Source organism: Bacillus sp. Marseille-Q1617, from assembly GCF_903645295.1.
In the GTDB taxonomy this organism is placed as follows: domain Bacteria; phylum Bacillota; class Bacilli; order Bacillales; family Bacillaceae_B; genus Rossellomorea.
Genome location: NZ_CAHJXM010000001.1, coordinates 1,852,658 through 1,874,421, shown reverse-complemented (window position 1 = coordinate 1,874,421; position 21,764 = coordinate 1,852,658). Strand labels below are relative to the sequence as shown.

The 21,764-nt window shown below is 40.1% G+C and carries 22 protein-coding genes; 8 read left to right on the top strand and 14 right to left on the bottom strand.

Annotation, left to right across the window (positions count from 1 at the left end; translation table 11 throughout):
• Positions 1-402: 402 nt before the first annotated feature.
• Complete coding sequence (thrS, locus tag HWX64_RS09250; RefSeq protein WP_175989171.1) at positions 403-1,602, bottom strand: threonine--tRNA ligase; 1,200 nt, start codon at positions 1,600-1,602, stop codon at positions 403-405.
• A 788-nt stretch (positions 1,603-2,390) separates the two neighbouring features.
• Here thrS and HWX64_RS09245 point away from each other — a divergent pair.
• A complete protein-coding gene (locus tag HWX64_RS09245) occupies positions 2,391-2,720 on the top strand; it encodes an NIPSNAP family protein (protein WP_175989170.1) in 330 nt (109 codons plus the stop codon).
• Positions 2,717-3,370: a YdcF family protein gene (locus tag HWX64_RS09240; RefSeq protein WP_175989169.1), complete on the top strand. Its 654-nt coding sequence runs from the start codon at positions 2,717-2,719 to the stop codon at positions 3,368-3,370. The genes HWX64_RS09245 and HWX64_RS09240 overlap by 4 nt, the downstream gene beginning before the upstream one ends.
• A gap of 885 nt (positions 3,371-4,255) precedes the next feature.
• On the opposite strand, the gene HWX64_RS09235 is transcribed toward HWX64_RS09240, so the two are convergent.
• Positions 4,256-5,113, bottom strand: coding sequence for a YitT family protein (locus HWX64_RS09235; protein WP_175989702.1), 858 nt, complete (start codon positions 5,111-5,113; stop codon positions 4,256-4,258).
• Between the two features lie 235 nt (positions 5,114-5,348).
• Here HWX64_RS09235 and HWX64_RS09230 point away from each other — a divergent pair, with 235 nt between their 5' ends.
• The 3 genes from HWX64_RS09230 to HWX64_RS21905 all read left to right on the top strand — a co-directional run bounded on the left by HWX64_RS09230 (position 5,349) and on the right by HWX64_RS21905 (position 7,763).
• Positions 5,349-6,359: a multidrug resistance efflux transporter family protein gene (locus HWX64_RS09230; RefSeq protein ID WP_175989168.1), complete on the top strand. Its 1,011-nt coding sequence runs from the start codon at positions 5,349-5,351 to the stop codon at positions 6,357-6,359.
• 140 nt (positions 6,360-6,499) lie between these two features.
• Positions 6,500-7,312 carry a histidine kinase dimerization/phospho-acceptor domain-containing protein gene (locus HWX64_RS21910; protein WP_254871077.1) on the top strand — a complete coding sequence of 271 codons (813 nt, stop codon included), beginning with the start codon at positions 6,500-6,502 and terminating at the stop codon, positions 7,310-7,312.
• 118 nt (positions 7,313-7,430) lie between these two features.
• On the top strand, positions 7,431-7,763 hold the full coding sequence (locus HWX64_RS21905; RefSeq protein WP_254871076.1) for an ATP-binding protein: 333 nt from the start codon (positions 7,431-7,433) through the stop codon (positions 7,761-7,763).
• Between the two features lie 89 nt (positions 7,764-7,852).
• Here the strand turns inward: HWX64_RS21905 and HWX64_RS09220 are convergent, their stop codons facing one another.
• The 8 genes from HWX64_RS09220 to HWX64_RS09185 form a co-directional block, all read right to left on the bottom strand.
• Positions 7,853-9,703, bottom strand: coding sequence for an LTA synthase family protein (locus HWX64_RS09220; protein WP_254871075.1), 1,851 nt, complete (start codon positions 9,701-9,703; stop codon positions 7,853-7,855).
• Positions 9,704-11,326, bottom strand: a complete 1,623-nt coding sequence (locus HWX64_RS09215; RefSeq protein ID WP_175989167.1) for an aminotransferase class V-fold PLP-dependent enzyme — start codon at positions 11,324-11,326, stop codon at positions 9,704-9,706.
• 59 nt (positions 11,327-11,385) lie between these two features.
• Positions 11,386-11,940 carry a glycerol-3-phosphate acyltransferase gene (locus HWX64_RS09210; protein ID WP_254871074.1) on the bottom strand — a complete coding sequence of 185 codons (555 nt, stop codon included), beginning with the start codon at positions 11,938-11,940 and terminating at the stop codon, positions 11,386-11,388.
• A gap of 93 nt (positions 11,941-12,033) precedes the next feature.
• Positions 12,034-12,750 (bottom strand): TIGR02206 family membrane protein, encoded by a 717-nt coding sequence (locus HWX64_RS09205; RefSeq protein ID WP_175989166.1) that lies wholly within the window; start codon positions 12,748-12,750, stop codon positions 12,034-12,036.
• 117 nt (positions 12,751-12,867) lie between these two features.
• Positions 12,868-13,665, bottom strand: a complete 798-nt coding sequence (locus tag HWX64_RS09200) for an alpha/beta fold hydrolase (RefSeq protein ID WP_175989165.1) — start codon at positions 13,663-13,665, stop codon at positions 12,868-12,870.
• Positions 13,666-14,108: 443 nt separating this feature from the next.
• Entirely contained in the window at positions 14,109-15,152 is a 1,044-nt protein-coding gene (locus HWX64_RS09195; RefSeq protein WP_254871073.1) for a DUF3231 family protein, read from the bottom strand.
• 65 nt (positions 15,153-15,217) lie between these two features.
• A complete protein-coding gene (locus HWX64_RS09190) occupies positions 15,218-15,520 on the bottom strand; it encodes a TIGR04104 family putative zinc finger protein (protein ID WP_175989164.1) in 303 nt (100 codons plus the stop codon).
• A gap of 152 nt (positions 15,521-15,672) precedes the next feature.
• Entirely contained in the window at positions 15,673-16,497 is an 825-nt protein-coding gene (locus HWX64_RS09185; RefSeq protein WP_175989163.1) for an STAS domain-containing protein, read from the bottom strand.
• A gap of 202 nt (positions 16,498-16,699) precedes the next feature.
• On the opposite strand from HWX64_RS09185, the gene HWX64_RS09180 reads away from it, so the two are divergent.
• A complete protein-coding gene (locus tag HWX64_RS09180) occupies positions 16,700-17,473 on the top strand; it encodes an MBL fold metallo-hydrolase (protein WP_175989162.1) in 774 nt (257 codons plus the stop codon).
• A 41-nt stretch (positions 17,474-17,514) separates the two neighbouring features.
• On the opposite strand, the gene HWX64_RS09175 is transcribed toward HWX64_RS09180, so the two are convergent.
• Entirely contained in the window at positions 17,515-18,126 is a 612-nt protein-coding gene (locus tag HWX64_RS09175; RefSeq protein ID WP_175989161.1) for a YitT family protein, read from the bottom strand.
• A gap of 122 nt (positions 18,127-18,248) precedes the next feature.
• A complete protein-coding gene (locus tag HWX64_RS09170; RefSeq protein WP_175989160.1) occupies positions 18,249-18,791 on the bottom strand; it encodes a hypothetical protein in 543 nt (180 codons plus the stop codon).
• 246 nt (positions 18,792-19,037) lie between these two features.
• Here HWX64_RS09170 and HWX64_RS09165 point away from each other — a divergent pair, with 246 nt between their 5' ends.
• Together HWX64_RS09165 and HWX64_RS09160 are read left to right on the top strand one after the other, a co-directional pair.
• Positions 19,038-19,958 carry a hypothetical protein gene (locus HWX64_RS09165; RefSeq protein WP_175989159.1) on the top strand — a complete coding sequence of 307 codons (921 nt, stop codon included), beginning with the start codon at positions 19,038-19,040 and terminating at the stop codon, positions 19,956-19,958.
• 41 nt (positions 19,959-19,999) lie between these two features.
• Complete coding sequence (locus tag HWX64_RS09160; RefSeq protein WP_175989158.1) at positions 20,000-20,164, top strand: hypothetical protein; 165 nt, start codon at positions 20,000-20,002, stop codon at positions 20,162-20,164.
• On the opposite strand, the gene HWX64_RS09155 is transcribed toward HWX64_RS09160, so the two are convergent.
• Both HWX64_RS09155 and HWX64_RS09150 read right to left on the bottom strand, forming a co-directional pair.
• Entirely contained in the window at positions 20,151-20,765 is a 615-nt protein-coding gene (locus HWX64_RS09155) for an alpha/beta hydrolase (RefSeq protein ID WP_175989157.1), read from the bottom strand. The two genes, HWX64_RS09160 and HWX64_RS09155, sit on opposite strands and share 14 nt — an antisense overlap.
• A gap of 17 nt (positions 20,766-20,782) precedes the next feature.
• Positions 20,783-21,763, bottom strand: a complete 981-nt coding sequence (locus HWX64_RS09150; RefSeq protein ID WP_175989156.1) for a ring-cleaving dioxygenase — start codon at positions 21,761-21,763, stop codon at positions 20,783-20,785.
• Position 21,764: the final 1 nt, after the last annotated feature.

Sequence of the window (21,764 nt, the reverse complement as noted above, 5' to 3'; positions counted from 1 at the left end):
CAATTTTATTGTAGACTCATAATACCGCTAATGATTTCCGTGCAAGACTTCGCTTTCCGCGGGTAGCCCGTGAGCCTCCTCGGCTAGCCTGCGGGGTCTCACCTCTCCAGCTGCAGGGCTTAGAGGCACAGATCATAAGCCAAACCGGCCAAGAAGGCAAAGAACGCCTTCATGGCCAATTCGTCTTATGCCCCCGACTCTGAGCGAAGCCCTTCCGCTTTTCTAATAAGCTACTCTTCCCGCAGGAGTCTTCGTCTTGCACTCCAATCAACCGCTGGAAAGAGAAATCTAAATGTACATTTGAACAAATTAAAAACCCGAACTAATTTGTTTCCTAGAATGCAAGTTAGTTCGGGTTTTACTTAGACTAAAATACTTTTATCCGACTTATTACCTTTTCTATCACCCCAATTCTTTCATAAAAGATTGAATCGCTTTTTCCACATTAATCACCTCGGATTTCCCTTCACGATTCCTCAATGACACATTCCCTCCTTCAATTTCTTTATTTCCCACAACCATTACATGAGGGACTTTTTCCATTTGAGCCTGCCTGATTTTATAACCGATTTTTTCATTTCGATCATCGATTTCCACCCTGATTCCCTTATCCTCCAAGAGTCGCTTCACCTTGAGGGCGTATTCCACTTGTTCCTGTGATATCGGCAGCACCTTTATCTGCACCGGGGCAAGCCACAAAGGAAAATTCCCTTCATAATGTTCAATGAGTATGGCCATGAAGCGTTCAATGGATCCATAAATGGCACGATGAATCATGATTGGCCTGCGTACTTTATTATCTTCCCCGATATATTCACAATTGAATTTTTCGGGCATCTGGAAATCAAGTTGCACAGTACCGCATTGCCAGCTCCGTCCAATGGAGTCCACAAGATGAAAATCGATCTTCGGTCCATAAAACGCCCCGTCACCTTCATTGATTTGATAATCAGCCTTCCTGTCTTGCAGAACCTTTTCCAAATCTTCTTCTGCCTTATTCCACATCTCAATCGATCCCATGTATTCATCAGGACGAGTGGAAAGTTCAATTTTATATTGAAAGCCAAATTTTGAATAAAATACATCAATCAAATCGAGGACGTTATTCAGCTCCGATTGGACCTGATTCTCAAGAACGAATAAATGGGCGTCATCTTGAGTGAAAGACCTGACCCTCAGTAACCCGCTTAATGAACCTGAAAACTCATGCCTATGAACTAAACCAAGCTCCCCGTAACGAATCGGCAGCTCGCGATAGCTTCTCCTCTTGCTCTTATAAATCAATACTGCTCCTGGACAATTCATCGGCTTGATGGCATAAGACTGATCATCAAGATTCGAGAAATACATATTTTCATGATAATGCAACCAATGGCCTGACTGTTCCCAAAGTTCCTGTTTCATCATGACTGGTGTCTTTATTTCTTCATAACCTGCTTTTCGATGCTCCTCCTTCCAGAACCTCTCAAGCTCATTTCTGATAACCATCCCCTTTGGCAAAAAGAACGGCATACCCGGCGCTTCCTCCATGGACATAAATAATTCTAGCTGTGCCCCCAGCTTTCGGTGATTCCTTTTTTCTGCCTCAAATTGAACTGACATGATCATTCCTCCTATCAATTATATAAATAAAAAAACCGCACTCATCCCCATGCAAGGGACGTGTGCGGTCGTGGTTCCACCCTAATTCCGAAGCGGTCTCGCTTCGCTCAAAAAAGATAACGGTTTTACCCGATTATGGATACTATCATTCCCCATAATTGCTCCGAGGTGGTAAATCATCCCCTATTCTTCAGGGCTCTCAGCCGGTGACCCTGTTCTCTGGAAAGAAATTGAGAACCATTCATGTCCTCTTCATCGCTCAGTAAGCATTTTATTATTGTTGGTGTTGTTAGATAGACTGGTGGTGAAATCGACCACTCCTCTCAATCCTTGTGTTTGCAACAGATGAAAAAAATAAAAGACCGCACTCATCCCTGTACAAGGGACGCGTGCGGTCGTGGTTCCACCCTAATTCCGAAGCGGTCTCGCTTCGCTCAAAAAAGATAACGGTCTTACCCGATTATGGATACTATCATTCCCCATAATTGCTCCGAGGTGGTAAATCATCCCTTATTCTTCAGGGCTCTCAGCCGGTGACCCTGTTCTCTGAAAAGAATGCCAAAAATGATTCGTGTCCCCATCATAGCTTTATATATAGTATATTCAACACTGGCTCGAATGGTTAAAAAGATTATATGGCAGTTTTTTCTAATTGTCAACACCCCGTCAAGATAAATGTTACACCTTTCATAAAATGGATAAACATTAACGAAACAGAAATATACAGAAAAAAATATTGCACAAAACAGAACAAACATGTAATATATGGTTAAAGGGTGAGGGAAATTATGGTATACAGAATTAGAACATATCGTATTAAACCAGAAAGATTTGAACTTTTCACCGAGTTTTTTCATCACTATTTACTGCCTAACCAGCTAAAGTTTGGATCAAAACTGGTGGGAAGATGGGTGAATTCTGATAAAACATCAATCATGGCCATTTGGGAATATGAGGATCATGAGCACTACAAGAAAATTGAGGGAAAAATCAAACAGACAAAACTTCATAAACAAGCCCAAAAACGAAAAGATGAGCTGGGTCAGCTTTTTCTTTCGACAAATCAAGAATTCTGGGAGAAGACAGGCGATCACACCTATACAGGGGGATTAAAATGAATCCGATCATTCCGAAAGAGACTGACATGCCGCAGTTGAATAAAAAACAATTGGAACAAGTTACTGAACTTACATTTCACCAGGGTGTTCGCCCAAAAAAGTGTGATGCAATCTTTGTCTTCAGCGGCACCCACCCGGGTCACTGGGAAAAAGCAATCGAGGCTTACAAGCTAAACCTGGCTCCTCTAATCATAGTGACAGGAGGGAGAAGCATGACCGGCATATCCCATCCGGAATGGGATGGAAGGAAATTCCAATCTTTTACAGAAGCATCTGTGATTATTTCCTTCCTGCTTCAAGCTGGGATTCCCGAAGACAAAATCATATATGAAGATCAATCGACGAATTCTCTGGAAAATGTACTCTATGTAAAGGAAGTCATTGATTTCACCAGGATAAATTCCATGTTGGTCATCTGTAAAAGCCATGCAGCAGGAAGGCAGATCCGGACACTCATGAAACATTTCCCTAGTGGTTTAAGCTATATTCCATATCCATTCAATGCTACATACCAAAACAAGGAAATCACCCGCCAAAACTGGTTAAATACAGAAATCGGGCGAAAAAGAGTCTGGGGAGAGTATAGGAGAATCATCCATTATGGCCAATTAGGTCATCTTGTCCCACCTGAGGAAGAAATGAACCTATAAGACGCATAAAAAAGAGAAAAAACGCAAACGATTGAAGTCTAAATAGTTCACTCTAGAGGTGCAAACCATAAAAATTCATAGTCTTTAGCATACGAATTCGCACCATTATTCGTATGCTATTTTAAATTGATATTACAGCATATCTTTTATTTTCAAGTGTGTTTTCGTATCTAAAATCGCATCACGTTTTGCAACACTGAAATATATTTCGTAGTCTTTTGATCTTCGTGGCGAATTCACTTGCGGAATGGTTTAAAAAAGCCAACGGATTTTAACCATTATGCTTAATTCGTTTTTATAAGGATTAAAATAACTTAACAAGCTTACTATGATTCTTTCTCCGAAATAAGCCCTTCGTTTGTTCAATAAGCGATTCTTTATTCCTTGCCCCCTCCCCCATAGAAGCAAGTACCAAAAAAGTGCCAGCACCATGAGATCATATATAAGGGAAGAAATTACCCTTATGGAAGAAATGTCGAGGAAAACAGGTCAAATAGGGGGAAAATTTTCCGCTATTAACTTAAAAACATAAAAAATTGGGTCACTGAGCATGCTTAACGGTAAATCATTCCCTTATTTACCTCTCCCAAGCTAAATTTTGCAGTTTAACGGAAATATTTCCCCTTATTTTAAGAACCCTGGACTTTACCGTGGTTACTTTCTCAATTAATGTATTAATTATGTGATTTTTATTACGAATTCATAGTAAAAAAGCAGTCCTTTTTGGACTGCTTTTTCTAGTTTTGCACTCCAAAACTGAATTACTTAGATTGAAGTCATTTGCGTTTTTTCTTTTTAAAGTAAACGTTATTCTGGTAAAATGTTTCTTATCAAATGTGGATACCTTGTCTTCATAAGCCTTCTAACGGCAATAAGACGGTATTTTTAATGTATATCAACCTTTTTAAACCTGCCCCCTCTAACTTCAGCTATATCTGCAATCGCAAGGAAGGCCGCGGGATCGTGTTCAGATACGATATCTTTCAGTTTAGCATCTTCCAGCCTCGTGATCACACAAAAGATGACTTTTTTATCATCTCCTGAAAAAGCTCCTTCCCCTTTAAGATATGTAACACCCCTGCCTAATCGATGTAAGAGTGCATCACCGATCTTTTCATAATTATCACTTATGATCCAGACAGATTTAGACTCATCAAGACCTTTGATGGTGATATCGATCATTTTAAAAGCAACATAGTATGCAAGCAATGAGTACATGGCCCGGTCCCAGCTAAATACAAAACCGGCGCTTGATAAAATGAACAGGTTTACGATCATGATGATTTCGCCTACTGAAAAAGGGAGTTTCTTACTCGAAAGAATGGCTAGTATTTCTGTACCATCTAGTGATCCCCCATAACGGATAACCATCCCGACCCCTATCCCCAGGACGATTCCTCCAAACAAGGACGCGAGCAGAATATCCTGGGTAAATGCAGGGACCGGATGTAGAAAGATGGTGGTAACCGAGAGGATGATGATACCGTACAGCGTAGAAAATGCAAACGTCTTCCCTATCTGCTTATAACCTATGAAAAAGAATGGAATGTTTAGAATAAATATATATAGTCCGAGTTTCAGACCAGTCAAATGGGAGAGAATGATTGAAATACCTACAATACCTCCGTCAATTACATTGTTAGGGACAAGAAAGATTTCAAGCCCCACGCCCATTATGATGGCGCCCAGCGTTATCAAGATCACCCTTTTCGCCATTTCTTTACGGGGAATCTTTCTGTGCATGACTTTAGGGCGCTCAAGGATTTCAGCTTCACTCAATCTTACCAACCCCTTTATATCTATCCATGAAAGGCTTCATGAACCCCATCAGACTTATTTCACTTATTTAGTATATATTCCAGATACCAAGGAAAATGACTGCTGCAGTAACTGAGGGGGACGATCCATAAAAGAGTATACTATTTTATGATAAAAGTTTAATATATTATACAATATATGACTGAAAAGGATGATAATTATGAGAGAGATGATGCTGGGTATTTTAGCATCTATGTTTTTCGCTGTGACGTTCATTTTAAACAGATCGATGGAACTTTCAGGCGGAAGCTGGCTATGGAGCTCATCGTTAAGGTTTTTATTCATGGTCCCATTTCTTGTTTTCATCGTACTATTGAGGAAAAACATGAAGCAGGTGCTTTTGGAGATCGTAAGGAATCCTCTCCCCTGGCTTGGATGGAGCTTTGTTGGTTTCGTATTGTTTTATGCGCCGATCACCTATGCGGCCGTGTATGGTCCAGGCTGGCTTACAGCCGGTACCTGGCAGCTTACCATCGTGGCCGGGACGCTTCTCGGGCCATTATTCACCCAAAAAGTCATCACATCTTCCGGAACTGAACAAGTACGTCAAAAAATACCCTTGCGCTCACTTTTTATTTCATTATTCATTTTGTGCGGGGTTGTTCTTATCCAGATCCCAAACGCACAGGGGCTTTCCCTGAAAATGGTGATGAGCGGAATCCTGCCAGTTGTTTTGGCAGCATTCGCCTATCCCCTCGGCAATAGAAAGATGATGGAAGTCTGCAATGGAAGGCTGGATACTTTTCAACGCGTATTCGGTATGACAATAGCCACAGTCCCTGTCTGGCTACTGATTGCCTCTGCTGGTTATTTACATGTCGGTCTCCCTTCAGCCACCCAGGTCCTTCAGTCCCTAATCGTGGCAATCTGCTCCGGAATTGTGGCAACCATTCTCTTTTTCATTGCAACCGACATGGTTAGAAATCATCAGGGTAAGCTTGCTTCCGTCGAAGCGACTCAATCCACACAAGTATTATTTGTCATGGTGGGTGAAGTAATCTTTTTCTCTGCTCCTCTTCCAGATGAAATCGCCTTATCGGGGCTCGTTGTCATTGTCATCGGAATGGTTCTTCACAGCATGAATCAGGCAGGTATGGGTAAAAAACCGCAGATTCCTATTGCTCCCATAGTCAAACAAAAACATCGGCAAGGGGTACCTTCCGATAAGTAAAGAGAAGGTCTTCTTCCTTGATTTTTTCTCCTCACCAAGAAAAATAAAGGTATTTTTTTACTTGTAATATTGTCCGTAATTTGGTATCTTATGTAGGTTTGAAACTACACTTGTGGTTAGAATTTTTTGGAGGCTTTCATTTGATAACACTTATCAAGACATTATTGATTAATATCACGATTCTTTTTTCGCTAACGTACAATGCGAATATTTTTTTCCCCTTTAAAGTTAAACAGATTCTGTTATTAAAGCATAAAATCACGTACGGTCTGATTGGGGCTTTCGGCGCTTTTTTATGTATGCTATATCCTATTGAAAAGCTTGGGAACACACATTTCGACTTAAGAATGATTGCCATTCTGATTGTCACTCTTTACGCAGGCTGGATTTCCGGTTCACTTGTACTTCTGCTTGTTTTGATTTACAGATCCATAATCGGAGGTCCTTTTGTGACGATTGGCTTAATTGTTTCCATTCTTGCATTCCTGGTCGCTATTGCATTCCGCAAACTTTTTCTAACTTCGGCCTCAAAATTTATATGGAGCACGATTATTTTCACGATTTATTCGTCTATTTATTTTGTAAGCATTTATTTTAATGTTCCGATTTTATATCCCTCGTTTTATTTTATATATTTCAGTATTTTCTATTTTACATTTGTTTCTATGGTGCTCATTATTGAGCATCTGATCAAGACAAATAAACAGATAGCAGAAATGATGTACCTTGATAAATTAAATATGGCAGGTCAGATGGCTGCCTCCATCGCTCACGAAATCCGCAATCCCCTTGCTACAGTCAGGGGGTTCATTCAGCATCTTGCCGAGGATACAAACGATAAGCAATTCAAAAAATATTCTCCTCTTATTCTGGATGAATTGGATCGTACGAATAAAATCATTACTGACTACTTAAACGTGGCTAGACCAGGTAGTTTTCACCTAAAAGCTTAATGCAGGAAACGTCCTGCATGATTGTGTAGAGCTTTTAAGACCATTCGCCTCGTATTCAAACGTAACGATCTCCTATCCTAAAGACGGGCAGTTTTGGATCAAAGGGGACGAGCAGTACTTGAAACAGGCGATCATGAATGTAATAAAAAATGGAATTGAAGCAATTGAAGGGCAAGGAGAAGTATGTTTAGAAACGAAAGAAATTCCTTCTTCTAATCGAATTGTGGTGACGATTTCCGATGATGGGAAAGGTATGACCAATGATGAATTAAAAAAAATCGGCCTCCCCTTCTATACAACCAAATCAAAGGGAACCGGACTGGGCAGCATGGTCACAAACAAGATCATCCGTGAAATGGACGGGACGATTGAATACGAAAGTGAGCTGGACAAAGGAACAAAAGTCAAAATTTCTTTTCCTTTGGTACAACAACCATCGAATAAAAAATAAGCTCAGGACAAGTTATTATTTCTTGCCTGAGCTTTCTATTTTAGATCGAAGGTTTACATAATTTCATTATGGTTGAATGGATTAAAGGCTTATTCCAAAAATCTTAATAAATCTCCATAAATGATATCATCTGACATCCCTAATTCTTTTCTGGCGATTTCTTTAAACGGTTTGCACTGATTATCAAGTACAGGCTCCCCATTCTTACGGCTGTAACAGACATTATCTTTATAAACATATTTCTCGGTTACAAATCCTCCATCCCTAAAAATGACCGGATGATTTTTGACTCGTGTAAACAAACTGTGTCCAAAAGAAAGATTTTCTTTCGATTCTATTCCAAGTAAGTGAAGAATGGTGGGACGGATATCAATTTCTCCGCCGATTGTAGATACGGTCTCTCCTTCTATTCCCGGGACATGAATGATAAGAGGAACTTGCTGAAGTTTCACATGATTCAACGGGGTGTCTTCCATATTCAGCAGTTCCAATACCCCAGGCTCATATTTTTCAGAAATTCCATAATGATCCCCATACAGTACAAAAATCGAATTTTGATAGATTCCCTTTTCTTTTAGTTGATCGAAAAATTGTTTGATCGCCTCATCTTCGTATCTTACTGTTGTCACATACCGATTGACCACATCCACTTCAGTCGATGCCTGTAGTATAAATTGATCTTCTTCTTCCAATAAGAAAGGAAAATGATTAGTTAATGTTAAGAAACGAGTATAGAAAGGCCTAGGCAGATCTTGAATATAAGGAATTGACTGTTTGAAAAACGGAATATCTTTAATCCCATAATTAACCGAATTTTCTTCTGTCACATCAAAATCTTTTTTAGAGTAAAATCGATCGTATCCAAGAGATTCATACATGATATGCCTGTTCCAAAAAGTTGCATCATTTCCATGAAATACGGCTGAGTGGTAGCCGGCATGATCCTTCAGGATATGAGGCATACTCTTAAATTCGTTTTCAGGGTTTCTGACAAACACAGAGCCGCTCGCCAGCGGATAAAGGCCTGTATCGATCATAAACTCCGAATCCGAGGTTTTTCCTTGTGCGGTCTGGTCATAAATTTGGTTAAAGTAATAGCTTTCTTTCACGAGGGAATTCAAAAACGGTGTAATTTCCTCTCCCCCGATTTTTCTGTTTATGACAAAGTTCTGAGTCGACTCCATACTGATCAAGATGACATTTTTCCCTTCAGCTGCACCAAACAAATCAGACTGGTCATTTTTCTTTGATTTTGTATAGTTCAGCGGGGAATTTGTGTCGGTTTGAGATGCGACTAATGGATTGAGATTGACCCCCAGTGCATAACCTGTGTCGTACACATGATAATTAAAAGGACCGATGGCCGTAACCATCTGTTCCCGATCATAGGCTTCCTGAAATAAATAGGGGCTTTTGATTAGACCAAGAACTACTGTCAATAGGACAACTGCAAAGCTTGCCGATAAATAATTCAGTTTATCTTTTGAACTCAACGAAGGCAATTGCCTTCCCTTGTTCAGATACCATCCCGCAGCGAAAATATCTGTGAAAAGCAGTAAATCCCAGGGACTCATCAACTCAAATGTACTGGGACCGATCCCTCCGACATTCTTAAATTGAAACAAAATAGGGAGAGTTACAAAATCCGAATAAAACCGATAATATAGTAAATCGGCATACAGAATCCCTGTGATAGTGACCATCGCCAGGAATAACGTAAACGCATGAACTTTTTTACTGAAATAAAAGCTGAACCCTAATGCAATCATCAATGAGCCAATTGAATTTATAAGAAGAAGACATAATTCAAGAAAAGAATGCGCAGAGATATTAAAGCCTGCAAACATGACGATTATCGTCTTGACCCATAGCAGAAGCAGTATGATTGCTATCAGTTTGAATTTTTTCACTCTAATATGTAATTTTTTTAGTTTTTCCATTTACACATACCTGATTTCCTGAATGGGCGTCAGTACACCTTTAAGGACAGTCATTGCTTTCATCACTTCTTCTTCCCGCTGATATCCCATCAGTGCAACCTGGACCCAGTTCCTTTTAAGGAGGTAATCACTTTCATAGCTGAGCAGTATCCCTCTTTTCTTACATTCATCCCCAATTACCCTGCTTGATAACCCTGGGGGAATCTCAATCGTAATGACTCCCGGTGAATAGCTTTCATCTCCGACCATTCGAATATTCCATTCTCTTAATGTCTTCTTCACAGTATCGGATAACTGTGAATTCTCGAACATATTCAAGTTCCTTAAGGCTTCTCTCAACGCCCCAGTCAGATTTGAAGAATGAGTGAAGGGTATGCTCCCTTTTTCTGAATACATGCCTAAATCCAAGTATCTTGGTATCGATGGATGGGAAGAAACCTCATCCCTGTGAAAAACAATTCCAAGTCCGGGATATGAACCAATCCCCTTCCCGCTGACTGAAGTGGCGAAATAAACATCCTCGAAATCCACGGGAACGACGCCTAGAGAACTGCAAGCATCCACACATAGTTCTGTACTGTATTCCTTCGACAAAGAAACAATGCCTTCCAGGTCGTATAAATAGCCTGTGGATGTCTCGCAGTGAACCGTCCATATCCATTTAGGGGAATGAGCATTCAGTGAGGATTCAATATCTGATAGTGAAATATCTTCTCCCCATTGTTTCTCGATCGTCCTAAAAGATAACCCGCTTCTATACGCATGTTCGATCAGCCGGTATCCAAACTCCCCGTTTGCCAGAATCAGACCCTCCCCGTTTAAAAGCTTTAGCTGCTGAGCAACCATGTCATTGGTCAAGGTGCCTGTTCCCAACACGATTTGAGCATGATTCGCTTTTGTTGAGTCGCATAAAACTGATTGAATTCCTTTCACTTCCTGAATGAAGGATGTACTTCGATGAGAAACGGATGCTTCCCTGAAAGCCTTTTCAACCTCGGGGTGAAGAGGGACCGGACCTGGCAGGAATGAATGCCTCAATGTGCTTCTTCCTTCTCTGCCATCCCGGGAATTTGACCGCATCAATTTTTGGAAAGCCTTTGTTGACTGTTCAAAGCTCTCCTTCGTTAAGTACATTGGCTGAAAACGTGCTTCTTCCTCCCCCACCAGTGATGCAAAAGGTTTGAAGCCGATTCTTCTATACAGTTTAAGCTGACGGACGGTCCCGGAAATAAGTGCCAGGTTATACCTTTTCTCTAAACAGAATTGAACCAGCCTTTCACACAACCCATAAAAAACACGCGTACTTCTATACTCTTCTTTAACGGATAAAAGACGTACTTCACAAGGTACACTGTCAGCAGGAATATACTCGTCCAGATCCTTAATCTTAAGGTCAAGGGAAAAAGGACGATTGGCCCGGACGGCAATCATCCCGATGATTTGTTCTTGGTATTTAGCAATAATATATGTATTTTCATCATGAAATTTATCCACGAGCTGTTCTTTGTCATTCGCCTCATGCTGCGGGATTTCTTTCACGAAGGTTTGGTAATTCAGTTGGTTGATCTGTTGGAATTCGTATGGGTCGGTTGCAATCTTATATACAAAGGAATGCTCCCTCATACATGTACCTCCTCTTGATGAAGTGAATTTCATGATTTTAAGTGACTGAAAGGCGAAAATCATTTAAAATGAGATATTACCACTATGCAGAATAAAAATAGGAGACCAAATGGGACGATGAATGAATCTTCAATCAAAAATGCTGTAAAAGGGATGGAGGCCATTGAGAGAAAACCTGACGTTTTATAACGACGGAACAGCCCATAGGATGTTCCCATCACACCTGCTGCGGCACCTATAGAAATAGGTGATATAAACAAGGCGGAAGCCAGATATACAACTACACCCTTTCCTCCACGAAATCCCAGCTGTATTGGAAATAAATGACCAATACACAGAAGAACTGAACTGATGACCAGGGCAATGGCACTGTCTACAAGCCACACCTGTACAATAAACAAAGTAAAAAAAACTTTTGCGGCATCAATCAACAATGTGAGCAGAAACCCCTTCTTGCCCATAATACGCGCTGCATTTGTCGCCCCGACATTCCCGCTCTCCAATTCCCTGACATCCTGACCAGTGTAAAGCATTACAATATAGTAAGCACCCGTCACACTTCCAGCCAAATAAGAAAGTACCATGATAACAATATACAAAATAATAATATCCAAAGCTTTGCACCTTACTTTTCTATAAGAATGTGACCATCATCACCTTTAACAGAAAAGTGCCTAATTAATAGACGATTCCAATGTTAAAAAGTTTCATTTTTTTACAATTTTTCTAATATGAAAAGGAATATAAATCAAATAAAACAGAAAAAAGGAAATAGATTCCAATGATATTAAGTACCAAGGGTATTCACCTAAATAGTCAATGGGACTAGGGTTGAATGGTTTATGAGTGAGAAACATATAATTGGCTCCCAGAAGTATGTTCATGCCATACACCCCGGCAGCGATGATGTTCAATGCCAGAAACGACTTTAATGGTGAAAAAATGGTTACCGTGAATCCCTCAATCCAAACCATGTAAAAGCATGAAAGTACAATGGAAGAGTGTACAATGAAAAATTGAAAATATCTTATATGTGGAAAGCCAAAGAATAGTTCCGGGGTGACCATGGCAACAAAGGCACCCGTCATGCTTGCAAAGAAAGTAATTTCAAATAGCAGCCTGTTTCTAGTCAGAAGCATGATGATACATAAATAAAGAGAAATCGAACATAACTGAAATGGAAGGTTTATTGCAAGAGACCATACGTCATTCACTGCATACCATACATGAAAAAACACTTCTCCTGCCGCCATCAGTGATATGAGTATCCATCTTATTGCTTTCTCCGAAACACCAGTTAATCTGTTTCTATACAAATACATAAGTGAAATAATGACCAGCATAAGAATAACTGCGTATATATGTGAAAGCGAAAATAACTCAAATGGATATTCCTCGTAACGGAAGTTCAACAAATCTTTCATTCATATCCTCCTCTCTATTATATTCTTGTTTCATGCCCCTTTTTCCTTTTTTAGTCATATAGCAGTATGTGATGGAAAAGAAAAAACCCATTTTACTTTGGTAAAATGGGTTGGGTTTCAAAGTACTTTTCGAAGGGGAATTCTTTTTTGACGGGAAAGGAACTCCAGTGCGTAATCATTAAACTCTTTAGGTTTTTCCACATTGCATACATGTCCGCAGTCCTCTAAGAAGATTTTTTCTGCTGAGGGATCACCCTGTATATCCCTATCAAGAGCTTTGACGAATAAATGGTCCTCTTTCCCGGAAATATACAGTTTGGGAATATTTGATGACTTTTTCTGTACGCCCATATATGTGGATTTTACGTATGGGGTCAGTCTGTACCAGCTTAAAAAGTCATGTCGATTCATTTTCTTTGCTTCTCTGATGAAAAGCTTGCGTGAAACAGCATGATTTTTCTTTGGCATCATAATATATGCGAATATTTTATACAACCACATAAAAGGAATGAACGCCTTGATGGCATCCCCCAATTTCAGAAGTATAGACGCAAACAGCGTAAAGCGTGTAATGCAGCCAGCCATCACAGCACTCTTCACTCGATGAGGGTACCGCTGTAACAAAGCATGAATAAAAATGGAGCCAAGTGATACCCCTACGAAATGAGCACGTTCAATTTTCAAGTGATCCAGTACCTTTAATACTTCCCGAAGGTTCAATTCAATGGAAAACTTTTCGTCATAGCTTTTGACGCTTGGCGATTGTCCATGACCAGGCAAGTGAATGGTTACTACATTATAATGTTTTTTAAATGCATGAAGCTGTTTACCGAAAATATTTGAATTTCCTCCAATACCATGAACGAATACAACATATTCCTCGAATTCTCCTTGATGAACTCTATATTCCAGCATGTGTTCTCTCCTTCAAAGCACGTAACTTAAGACAATTGGATAATGCCGTTATCTGAATTTGGTTCGAAACACCAAATGACAAATCTCGATATATAACCTTCATTGTATCTCAATATTCAATGCTTTGACATAGTAGAAATACAGAAATTTCGACTATTTTGTGAGAATATAGCGTACATCACCTTACATCTGGAGTACTCTTACATAATCTGGTGTATCACCTAGTGAAAAAAGGTCACCAAGCAGGCAGCCTGGATGAATTGTATTATCTAAGTGTATAAAAAAATGAGCGTAAGTTTAAGTAGAAGGAATTCACCCAAAATTCCATCTGCCTCCTGAGAGCTGAAACTTTAAATAAACTTAAGATCAACAGTAATAAAATGCCTAGTAAATTAGAAATAACGATTTCACTCTTATTCATCATAAACCCCCATCATCCATTCTTAGTCGTATAAATTTTTTTGATCTGCTGCTTGCGGCGGCTGTTCCATCCATCCTCTTTTGATCAGCAAGCTGAGTCCATCTGTTGAATATTTCATGATTTCAGTTACAAATAATCCATAATGTACCGCAAGATCCTTTCTCATTGACATCGTTGCTGCATGACACAATGTTGTGAGACCTACTGTGTTTGAAGCCGATATAAAGAATAGCATGAGTTTCTCTGAAAAAGGGGATGCATCGGTATTTTTAACCTCCATCGCTACGGGATAAGTCGGAAAGAATTCGTCTTTCATCAATACTTTATTGAATGTGAAAATCTGCTTCTCGCTTAATTTCTTGCCCTGCCGAAAATACTCTTTTACATCTTTGTCTCTTGAAACTTGGAGAAATCCCTTCAACATGACCATACCGATACAGTTTCTCTCGATTGCAAAAAAAAGTTCGCTCAATTCAAATGCATTTAACGTCCTGGATTCGCCAAACCAGGTTTCTAACAGGGAGGGCTGATGCTTAATGTAGTTGACAGAATCAGGGTACTCCATTTTGGGTGGACGGTCATAAATTCCTTTTGAAATCATTAAATTCAATGATTTCTTATATAGATCGCTTGTCTTATTCAGCTTTTCGTGAAAAAATTCAGTTATGTCCTCCCTTGCCACTTTTGTTAAATAAGTTGCGTAATGGGATATGATGATTTGACCTGCGCGATAGATGAAACTCAGTGAAAATAAATCAGTAAATAGTGGCGGGACTGTGAGATCAATATCTTTGTCTGAAAAACCTTGTGGCACCGGAAAATCTTCTTCCTCAAAAATGTTTTTTACTTTTTTAACCGTATCATTGCATGAAATCAATACATCCTTTAATAATCCTTTTATTTCTTGGTCTTCGTTATGATGCAGGAAATATTTATAAAAGCAAATTGTTGCAGAGCAATTCATGTAACTGACCCATAATGCTGTGATTTCGGCTGTTGTTAAAGGAATATTTTGTTTCGCCATTTGTCCGCTCCTTAGATGATAGTCTTCATTAGTGTTTTTCATAATTGACTCCCTTATTCCAAAAAAAAATTAAGGGACTGCCAATAAAGGCAGTCCCTCGCAAATCCCTATTCAGACTTTGGTTTCACTTCATATTTAACAAAGAACGGCAGCAGCAGCGAAATGGCAAATGCAATCATAACAATGATCCCGAAGGTCACGGCTTTGTTCAAGCCCATATCAGGAGCAATCAGCAGCCCAAAAATAACGGCAGGCACAATGATCAAAAATGAAACAAAAAATTTTGAAGCAAAGCTGATTGTATGCTTCTTACCACAGTTTTTGCATTCAACAGGCTTATACGAACTCCATATCGAAAATAATAGTTCTTTCCATTTAAACTTGCTTTTACATACTTCACAATTCTGCAAAACATTTCCTCCTATGCATTACACCTGAATCTTCATCTATCTTACCATAATATTTATGAAAAACGCTTAATTTGACAGGTCTTTCCCTATGTATCCGCAATTGAAAAAGCCATGGAACAGAAGATTCCATGACTCTTTGCATTGATATAACTTCAAATACGAGGTGCCAGGGCTTGCTTTAAAGAACCAAGAATCTTAATTTCCTTGAAATCTATCCCAAGACTAACGACAGCATGGGCTATTTCAGGCCTAAGCCCTGTAAAGATGGGCTGTACACCAATCAGCTTCAATGATTTTGCAAGTACAAAAAATTCATTGGCCACCATCGTATCCACAATCGGTACACCGGATACATCGACAATCAATTCTGAATTCCCCAACTCTCCGCATCGTTCCAATGCTGTTTGCATCAGGATCTTCGCACGGTGGGTGTCGAGGTCGCCAACGAGCGGAAGTATCGCGATATCATCAGATAAAGAAACGACAGGAGTTGAGACCTCGAGCATTGTATCTTTTGCAAGACGGATTGTTTTCTTGTGGTAATCTACAAATGTGACACTATACACATAGGCTGTTTGATCGAGCAATGAATCGATGATCTCATTGATTCTCAATAATGTTTCAATTTTCATCATGGGTTTATCCATATTATCCTGTATAAAGTTCCATATTTCTTTGCGGTATACTTTATTCATACTGAGCAGATCGTCGATGGCTATACCATAATCCACCGCTGTCTGGCCAGTCTTTTGGGACCATGTGTTCAATTCATCCCACACGGCTTCCGCCTCGAATGCGATCAATGCCCTGCCAGTCATTTCAATCAGATTCGCCCGCCAATCCATCAATTCCGGTTTATTAAAGTTATTCCTTTTTAAAAACTGTTTGTAATCATCATTTAAGGATTTACTGATTTTCTCTGCTATTTCCATTTTATTTGTGACGATTAATTCACCCAGAACTTTTGCCTTTTCCAACTTTTTGCCCCCTCAAGCCTTTTGTTAAGTCATTTCTGCTTAACTCTTTAGTTTGATCTATAAAAAACATCCTTAACTAATACCCTTTATTTTTTACTTTAAACCTATTTTTTATAAAATATTTTCAAGATATAATTTAAAGGATTTTCATTCATAACTTTAGAATATAACCACTAAGCTGATAAAAGAAAGGGAATCCGTCTTGATTAAAACATTCAAGTTAGTCAGAAAAATCGCAGGTCTTAGAATGTCCGTCTATCTCACACTCGTTGATGATATACTTGTCGATTCCGGTCCATATAGTTTACATAGTCAAGTTAGAAAGATCATCAAGGAACACCCTATAAAGAGTGTCATCCATACCCACCATCATGAAGACCATACAGGAAACAGTCCCTGGATCGAGAAACATTTGAAGATCCCTCAATGGATTCATGCCAATGGGGTGTCAAAATGCAGTGAGGATACAAAGCTTCCTTTTTATCGTTCGGTGTTTTGGAATAACCGGAAGGCCTTTAATCCATTGATACTTGAAAATGAAGAGTTCCGAACAAGCCGACATTCGTTTAAAATTGTTCATACTCCCGGTCATGCCGATGATCACATCATCTTAATTGATGAGGAAAATGGAATCTGTGTCTCCGGTGATTTATACCTGTATCATTCACCAACCTCTCATTTTTCATTTGAATCTGTGCCAGAATTAATCCATTCTCTGGATAAAGCGCTGACCTACTCTTTCAAGGAAATTTACTGTTCACACGGCGGGTATCTCCCTAATGGCAGGAGATTGATGGAGCGGAAACGGGATTTTCTGTTGAACCTTCAGGAGAACGTTCTGAATCACTACCGGGAGGGACGGACACCTGATGAGATAAGGAAGTTGATACTTCCAAAAAATAAGCCTTTTCAATACCTTTCATTTTTTGAGAACTCCCCTATACACACGGTGAACTCGATAATAAAAAAGGAGTGAAGGACCGCATCTCAATGCTTGTAACATTGAGATGCGGTCCTTCACTCTGCTGTTTTTTCAATCCATAAGGATCCCTGCTTAATGTCGATCTTATAAATGAAATCAAGTATTTTTGTTCCGATGAATTGGCAGATGAGCGCATAAAGGATGACTTTCAAATCAATAACAATACCCGTTAATACTAGTAAACTTCCATTGATGACAAAGAGGGTTTTTCCTGGAGAGTATCCATTCAATTTGGATAGGATGAGGGCAAGGATATCCATTCCTCCTGAAGACGCACCCATTCTGAAAAGAATCCCGATCCCGATTCCAAACAACACTGCCCCGATTACCATATCTAACCCAACATTCGATAGGGGTGTTTCCGTATGAGGACTAATGTAGTTCACGGTACTTGATGTAACTGTCACACAGACCATTGTCCACATGGCATTCGCCTTTCCCAGCCATTTCACTGCGGCAATCAAGAGTCCGGCGTTTAATATCCAGAGAGTGATCGAGAAGGGTATATGGAACAGATAATTCAGCAGCACACTGACACTTGCAGCACCGCCTGATGGAATGAAATGCGGGAACAGAAAAACTGCCATCGCTGTTCCTTGAAGGCCTGATGCTATTGTAAGGATGACTGATTTCAGCATGAAACTCATAAGTTGTATTACCCCTGCTTCGTATGTATTTTGTATACTAGTTTAGTAGTCTTTTAAGCAGTCTGCAATGTGAAAATATGCTCAAGCTTAATTCTACATGGTCTCTGAAAGGAACTTTTGCTTCACTCTACTTTAACAACAATATTACCGGCATCCTCTCCGTTGCTTTCCAAAGTGATACGCCACAGGCCTTTTTCTTTAAATAAAATAGATAGTGGTGCTATATATGCCCGAGCATTAAAAGGAGTGAAATCCGCGTTCATTTCCTTCCGAAACGCTTGTTTTCCCTCTCCTTTTTTACTGACGTTAATCCTTACATTCTCATGGTTTCCCCATATCAGTAAAGAAGTCCGATATTCCCTGCCTGCTTTTGGAGTCTCCTCAAAAGCAATGGCTGCTTCCCCCTCAAGTCCTTGAAACAAATGGATGTCGCCTTGTGAATCTTCCACTTGAATAATGGCGGATTCCCTCCATTCTTCCCCGGTCATAACAAATGCATGCACAATGAATGCTGCAACTGCAGCAGCAAGCAAACCTATCATTGTATTCCTGAACGAATGACGTTTTTTGAAGGCATTCAATAACTCGGATTGTGGTGCAAGTCGTCTCGCAAACAGAAAAACGGCTAAAATACAAACCAATATACACCCGATTACAAAGAACATAATTGTCCCTCCTTTTCATTTCCTCTCATGCCCATATATACGCATTTCCTGCATGAAAAGTTTCAATTAAAGTCACCCCTCATCATACTGTAGGTTAGTACAGTTCTTAAGTATCTTTAAATATCGTCTGAAATGCAGGAATTCTGATGGGGAATAGCTAATGTAGTAAGGGGCACATTTTGACATCGACTCTTTAAAAAGTGTTTTTAACATAAACAAATAACGATCTAGGAAGGGGTATGAACTATGATGCTAACAAAGGAAGGTTGGGAGGCAGCACGGTCATTTTTATTTTCGCATGCCCGCCCACTGGAACAGAAACTATTTACCTATCACTTTGAAAACGGGAGCAGAGAAGATGCTGTAATCGAACTTGCCAACTTTCAAAACAGCGATGGAGGCTTCGGGAACAGTCTTGAACCCGATTTCAGATTGGAACGCTCCTCTCCACTGGCTACGACTGTGGGCTTACAGATTGCCAGGGATCTTCACGTTGATAAGGACCACCCTGTGATTGTGAAAGCAATGCATTACCTGGAATCAACATACGATGTCCAAATGGAAACATGGCATGCAGTGCCACCCGAAGTCAATAATGTTCCACATGCTCCCTGGTGGCACTTCGATGAGAGAAAAGGGTTCTGCGGGGTACAGACAACATGGGCTAACCCAAATGCTGAGATTGTAGGTTATTTTCACTTATATCAAAAAGAAAATCCATTATTGGAAGATTGGACAAAAAAAGCATCGGTGGAACTAGCCAAGCTTCCCCGCCCTGTTAATCACCATGATTTCCTTTGTTATTCCAGGCTGTTTCAACATCTCCCTGATCATGAAGAAATTAAAAAAGATATCTATTTATCATTATCAGAAACAGTTGACGAAACAGTCTGCAAAGATCCTGCCAAGTGGAATGAATACGTAGCGAAGCCTTTAGATATCGCGCCGTTTCCTTCTTCTCCATTTCATGAAGAACTGAAAAAGGAAACGGAGATTCAATTAGATGCCGAAATAAATTCTCAGCATGAAATAGGCTGTTGGCAGCCATCCTGGTCCTGGTTTGGTGAATACGAGGAAACGTGGAAAAAGGCAGAGAACGAATGGAGCGGTATCTTGACGCTGTCCATGCTGCGGTCTCTTGATTCCTTCGGAAAAATAAACCGGTAAGTCACTCATTTTGATTGTCAGACTGTTTTAGGGGACAATCCATGAAAGTCAAACCGATGACATCTGAAGAATTCGAGGTATTTCTAGAAAAATCGATAATAAGCTATGCAAAAGAAGAAACACGTTCAGGTAACTGTCAATTTAAATTAAAAGACCCGGGAGACTCTTCAGCACTTCCCGGGTTTCTTACATCTATTCATTATTAAAATTCATTTCAAACCATTCTTTCGCTGCATCCACCTCTTCTCTTCTTAATTCATGACCGCCATCAGTCCAATACTCGGTAACAGGTGATTGCGCATCGATTAGGTTGTCGACCAATTCCTGAGTTTCGGCCATCGGTATCAATGGATCTCTCTTTCCGGCTCCGATGAATACAGGTGAACCACTCAACTCAGGAAGAACCACTCCACGGCGAGGCACCATTGCATGAAAAAGGATCCCGCCCCTAAGTGAATGTTTATGATGATAAATGAGGCTGGCCGCAATATTCGCTCCGTTAGAATACCCTATGGCCACCACATTTTCGCGGTCAAATTCATATTTGTTGGCACTCTCATCAATGAATTCATTTAATTCTTTAGTACGAAATAATAAATCTTCCTCATCAAAGACTCCCTCACGCAAGCGTGCAAAAAAACGAGCCATTCCATTTTCGTCCACGTTTCCTTTTACACTCAATACGGATGCATCAGGGGCAATCATTTCCGCGAGGGGCAATAAGTCCCGCTCATCTCCCCCGGTACCATGCAGAAGTAACAAGGTTGGTAATTTATCATTTTTACCCTTATTAAAAATATGCTTCATTTTCATTCCTCCCATCTCTATTCTTTCGTATCCAGAGGTTTTAATTTTGCCTCTATTGATTCACGCTGGCTTTCAAAATATGGAGGCAGTGAAAGATTTTCTCCCAAGCTTTCAAAGTTTTCATCCGTTTCGAAGCCTGGTCCATCCGTCGCCAATTCAAAAAGGATACCGTTAGGTTCACGGAAATAGAGTGAACGGAAATAATAACGTTCTACAAACCCCGAGTTTGGCAGGCGGGCTTGGGTTACCCTTTCCACCCATTTCCGCAATTCCTTTTCATCTTCAACACGGAACGCTACGTGGTGGACACTTCCTCTTCCGGGTCTTTCCTGGGGCAGATCATTTCTTTCTTCAAGATGAAGTTCTGCACCTGTTCCCCCTTCTCCAGTTTCAAACACTCGAATGTCGGGCTGGTCTTTTTCATAAGCGGAGAAGGTTCTCGTTTCGCGATAGCCCAACACTTCAGTCAGTATTTTAGCGGTAAGATCCCCTCTTGCTGCGGTAAGAGTAACCGGTCCCAGTCCCACTATTCCATATTCAAATGGGACTGGACTCTTTTCCCAAGGTTTGCCTCCGGGAACACCCTCATTATGTTCGTCAGACACCAGCATCAATCGTTGTCCTTCAAAATCCCGAAACCCTAATGCAGCTCTTCCTGTATGATTAGAAATCTCATCATGTTCCACCCCTGCTTGTTCAAAGCGGGCTTTCCAGAATTTTAAAGCTTCATCGCTTTTTACCCTCAATGCTGTCAAAGTGATGCTGTTTGTTCCCTTATACGTGTTACCGGCGTGAGGGATTTCAAAAAAAGTAATGTCTGTTCCTGGATTTCCCCGTTCATCCGCATAAAAGAGGTGATAGACTGAAGTATCATCCTGGTTGATCGACTTCTTCACTAAACGGAGACCCAGTGTCTTCGTATAAAATTCATAGTTTTTTTTGGCGTTGGCCGTTATGGCAGAAACATGATGCTGCCCTTTCAGTGGTTTTAAATTCATT

What these genes read in the sequence shown, in the direction of transcription:
- thrS (WP_175989171.1), bottom strand. Translation starts at nt 1,602, where the DNA reads ATGTCAGTTCAATTTGAGGCAGAAAAAAGGAATCACCGAAAGCTGGGG.
- HWX64_RS09245 (WP_175989170.1), top strand. Translation starts at nt 2,391, where the DNA reads ATGGTATACAGAATTAGAACATATCGTATTAAACCAGAAAGATTTGAA.
- HWX64_RS09240 (WP_175989169.1), top strand. Translation starts at nt 2,717, where the DNA reads ATGAATCCGATCATTCCGAAAGAGACTGACATGCCGCAGTTGAATAAA.
- HWX64_RS09235 (WP_175989702.1), bottom strand. Translation starts at nt 5,113, where the DNA reads ATGCACAGAAAGATTCCCCGTAAAGAAATGGCGAAAAGGGTGATCTTG.
- HWX64_RS09230 (WP_175989168.1), top strand. Translation starts at nt 5,349, where the DNA reads ATGAGAGAGATGATGCTGGGTATTTTAGCATCTATGTTTTTCGCTGTG.
- HWX64_RS09220 (WP_254871075.1), bottom strand. Translation starts at nt 9,703, where the DNA reads ATGGAAAAACTAAAAAAATTACATATTAGAGTGAAAAAATTCAAACTG.
- HWX64_RS09215 (WP_175989167.1), bottom strand. Translation starts at nt 11,326, where the DNA reads ATGAGGGAGCATTCCTTTGTATATAAGATTGCAACCGACCCATACGAA.
- HWX64_RS09205 (WP_175989166.1), bottom strand. Translation starts at nt 12,750, where the DNA reads ATGAAAGATTTGTTGAACTTCCGTTACGAGGAATATCCATTTGAGTTA.
- HWX64_RS09200 (WP_175989165.1), bottom strand. Translation starts at nt 13,665, where the DNA reads ATGCTGGAATATAGAGTTCATCAAGGAGAATTCGAGGAATATGTTGTA.
- HWX64_RS09195 (WP_254871073.1), bottom strand. Translation starts at nt 15,152, where the DNA reads ATGAAAAACACTAATGAAGACTATCATCTAAGGAGCGGACAAATGGCG.
- HWX64_RS09175 (WP_175989161.1), bottom strand. Translation starts at nt 18,126, where the DNA reads ATGAGTTTCATGCTGAAATCAGTCATCCTTACAATAGCATCAGGCCTT.
- HWX64_RS09170 (WP_175989160.1), bottom strand. Translation starts at nt 18,791, where the DNA reads ATGTTCTTTGTAATCGGGTGTATATTGGTTTGTATTTTAGCCGTTTTT.
- HWX64_RS09165 (WP_175989159.1), top strand. Translation starts at nt 19,038, where the DNA reads ATGATGCTAACAAAGGAAGGTTGGGAGGCAGCACGGTCATTTTTATTT.
- HWX64_RS09160 (WP_175989158.1), top strand. Translation starts at nt 20,000, where the DNA reads ATGAAAGTCAAACCGATGACATCTGAAGAATTCGAGGTATTTCTAGAA.
- HWX64_RS09155 (WP_175989157.1), bottom strand. Translation starts at nt 20,765, where the DNA reads ATGAAGCATATTTTTAATAAGGGTAAAAATGATAAATTACCAACCTTG.
- HWX64_RS09150 (WP_175989156.1), bottom strand. Translation starts at nt 21,763, where the DNA reads ATGAATTTAAAACCACTGAAAGGGCAGCATCATGTTTCTGCCATAACG.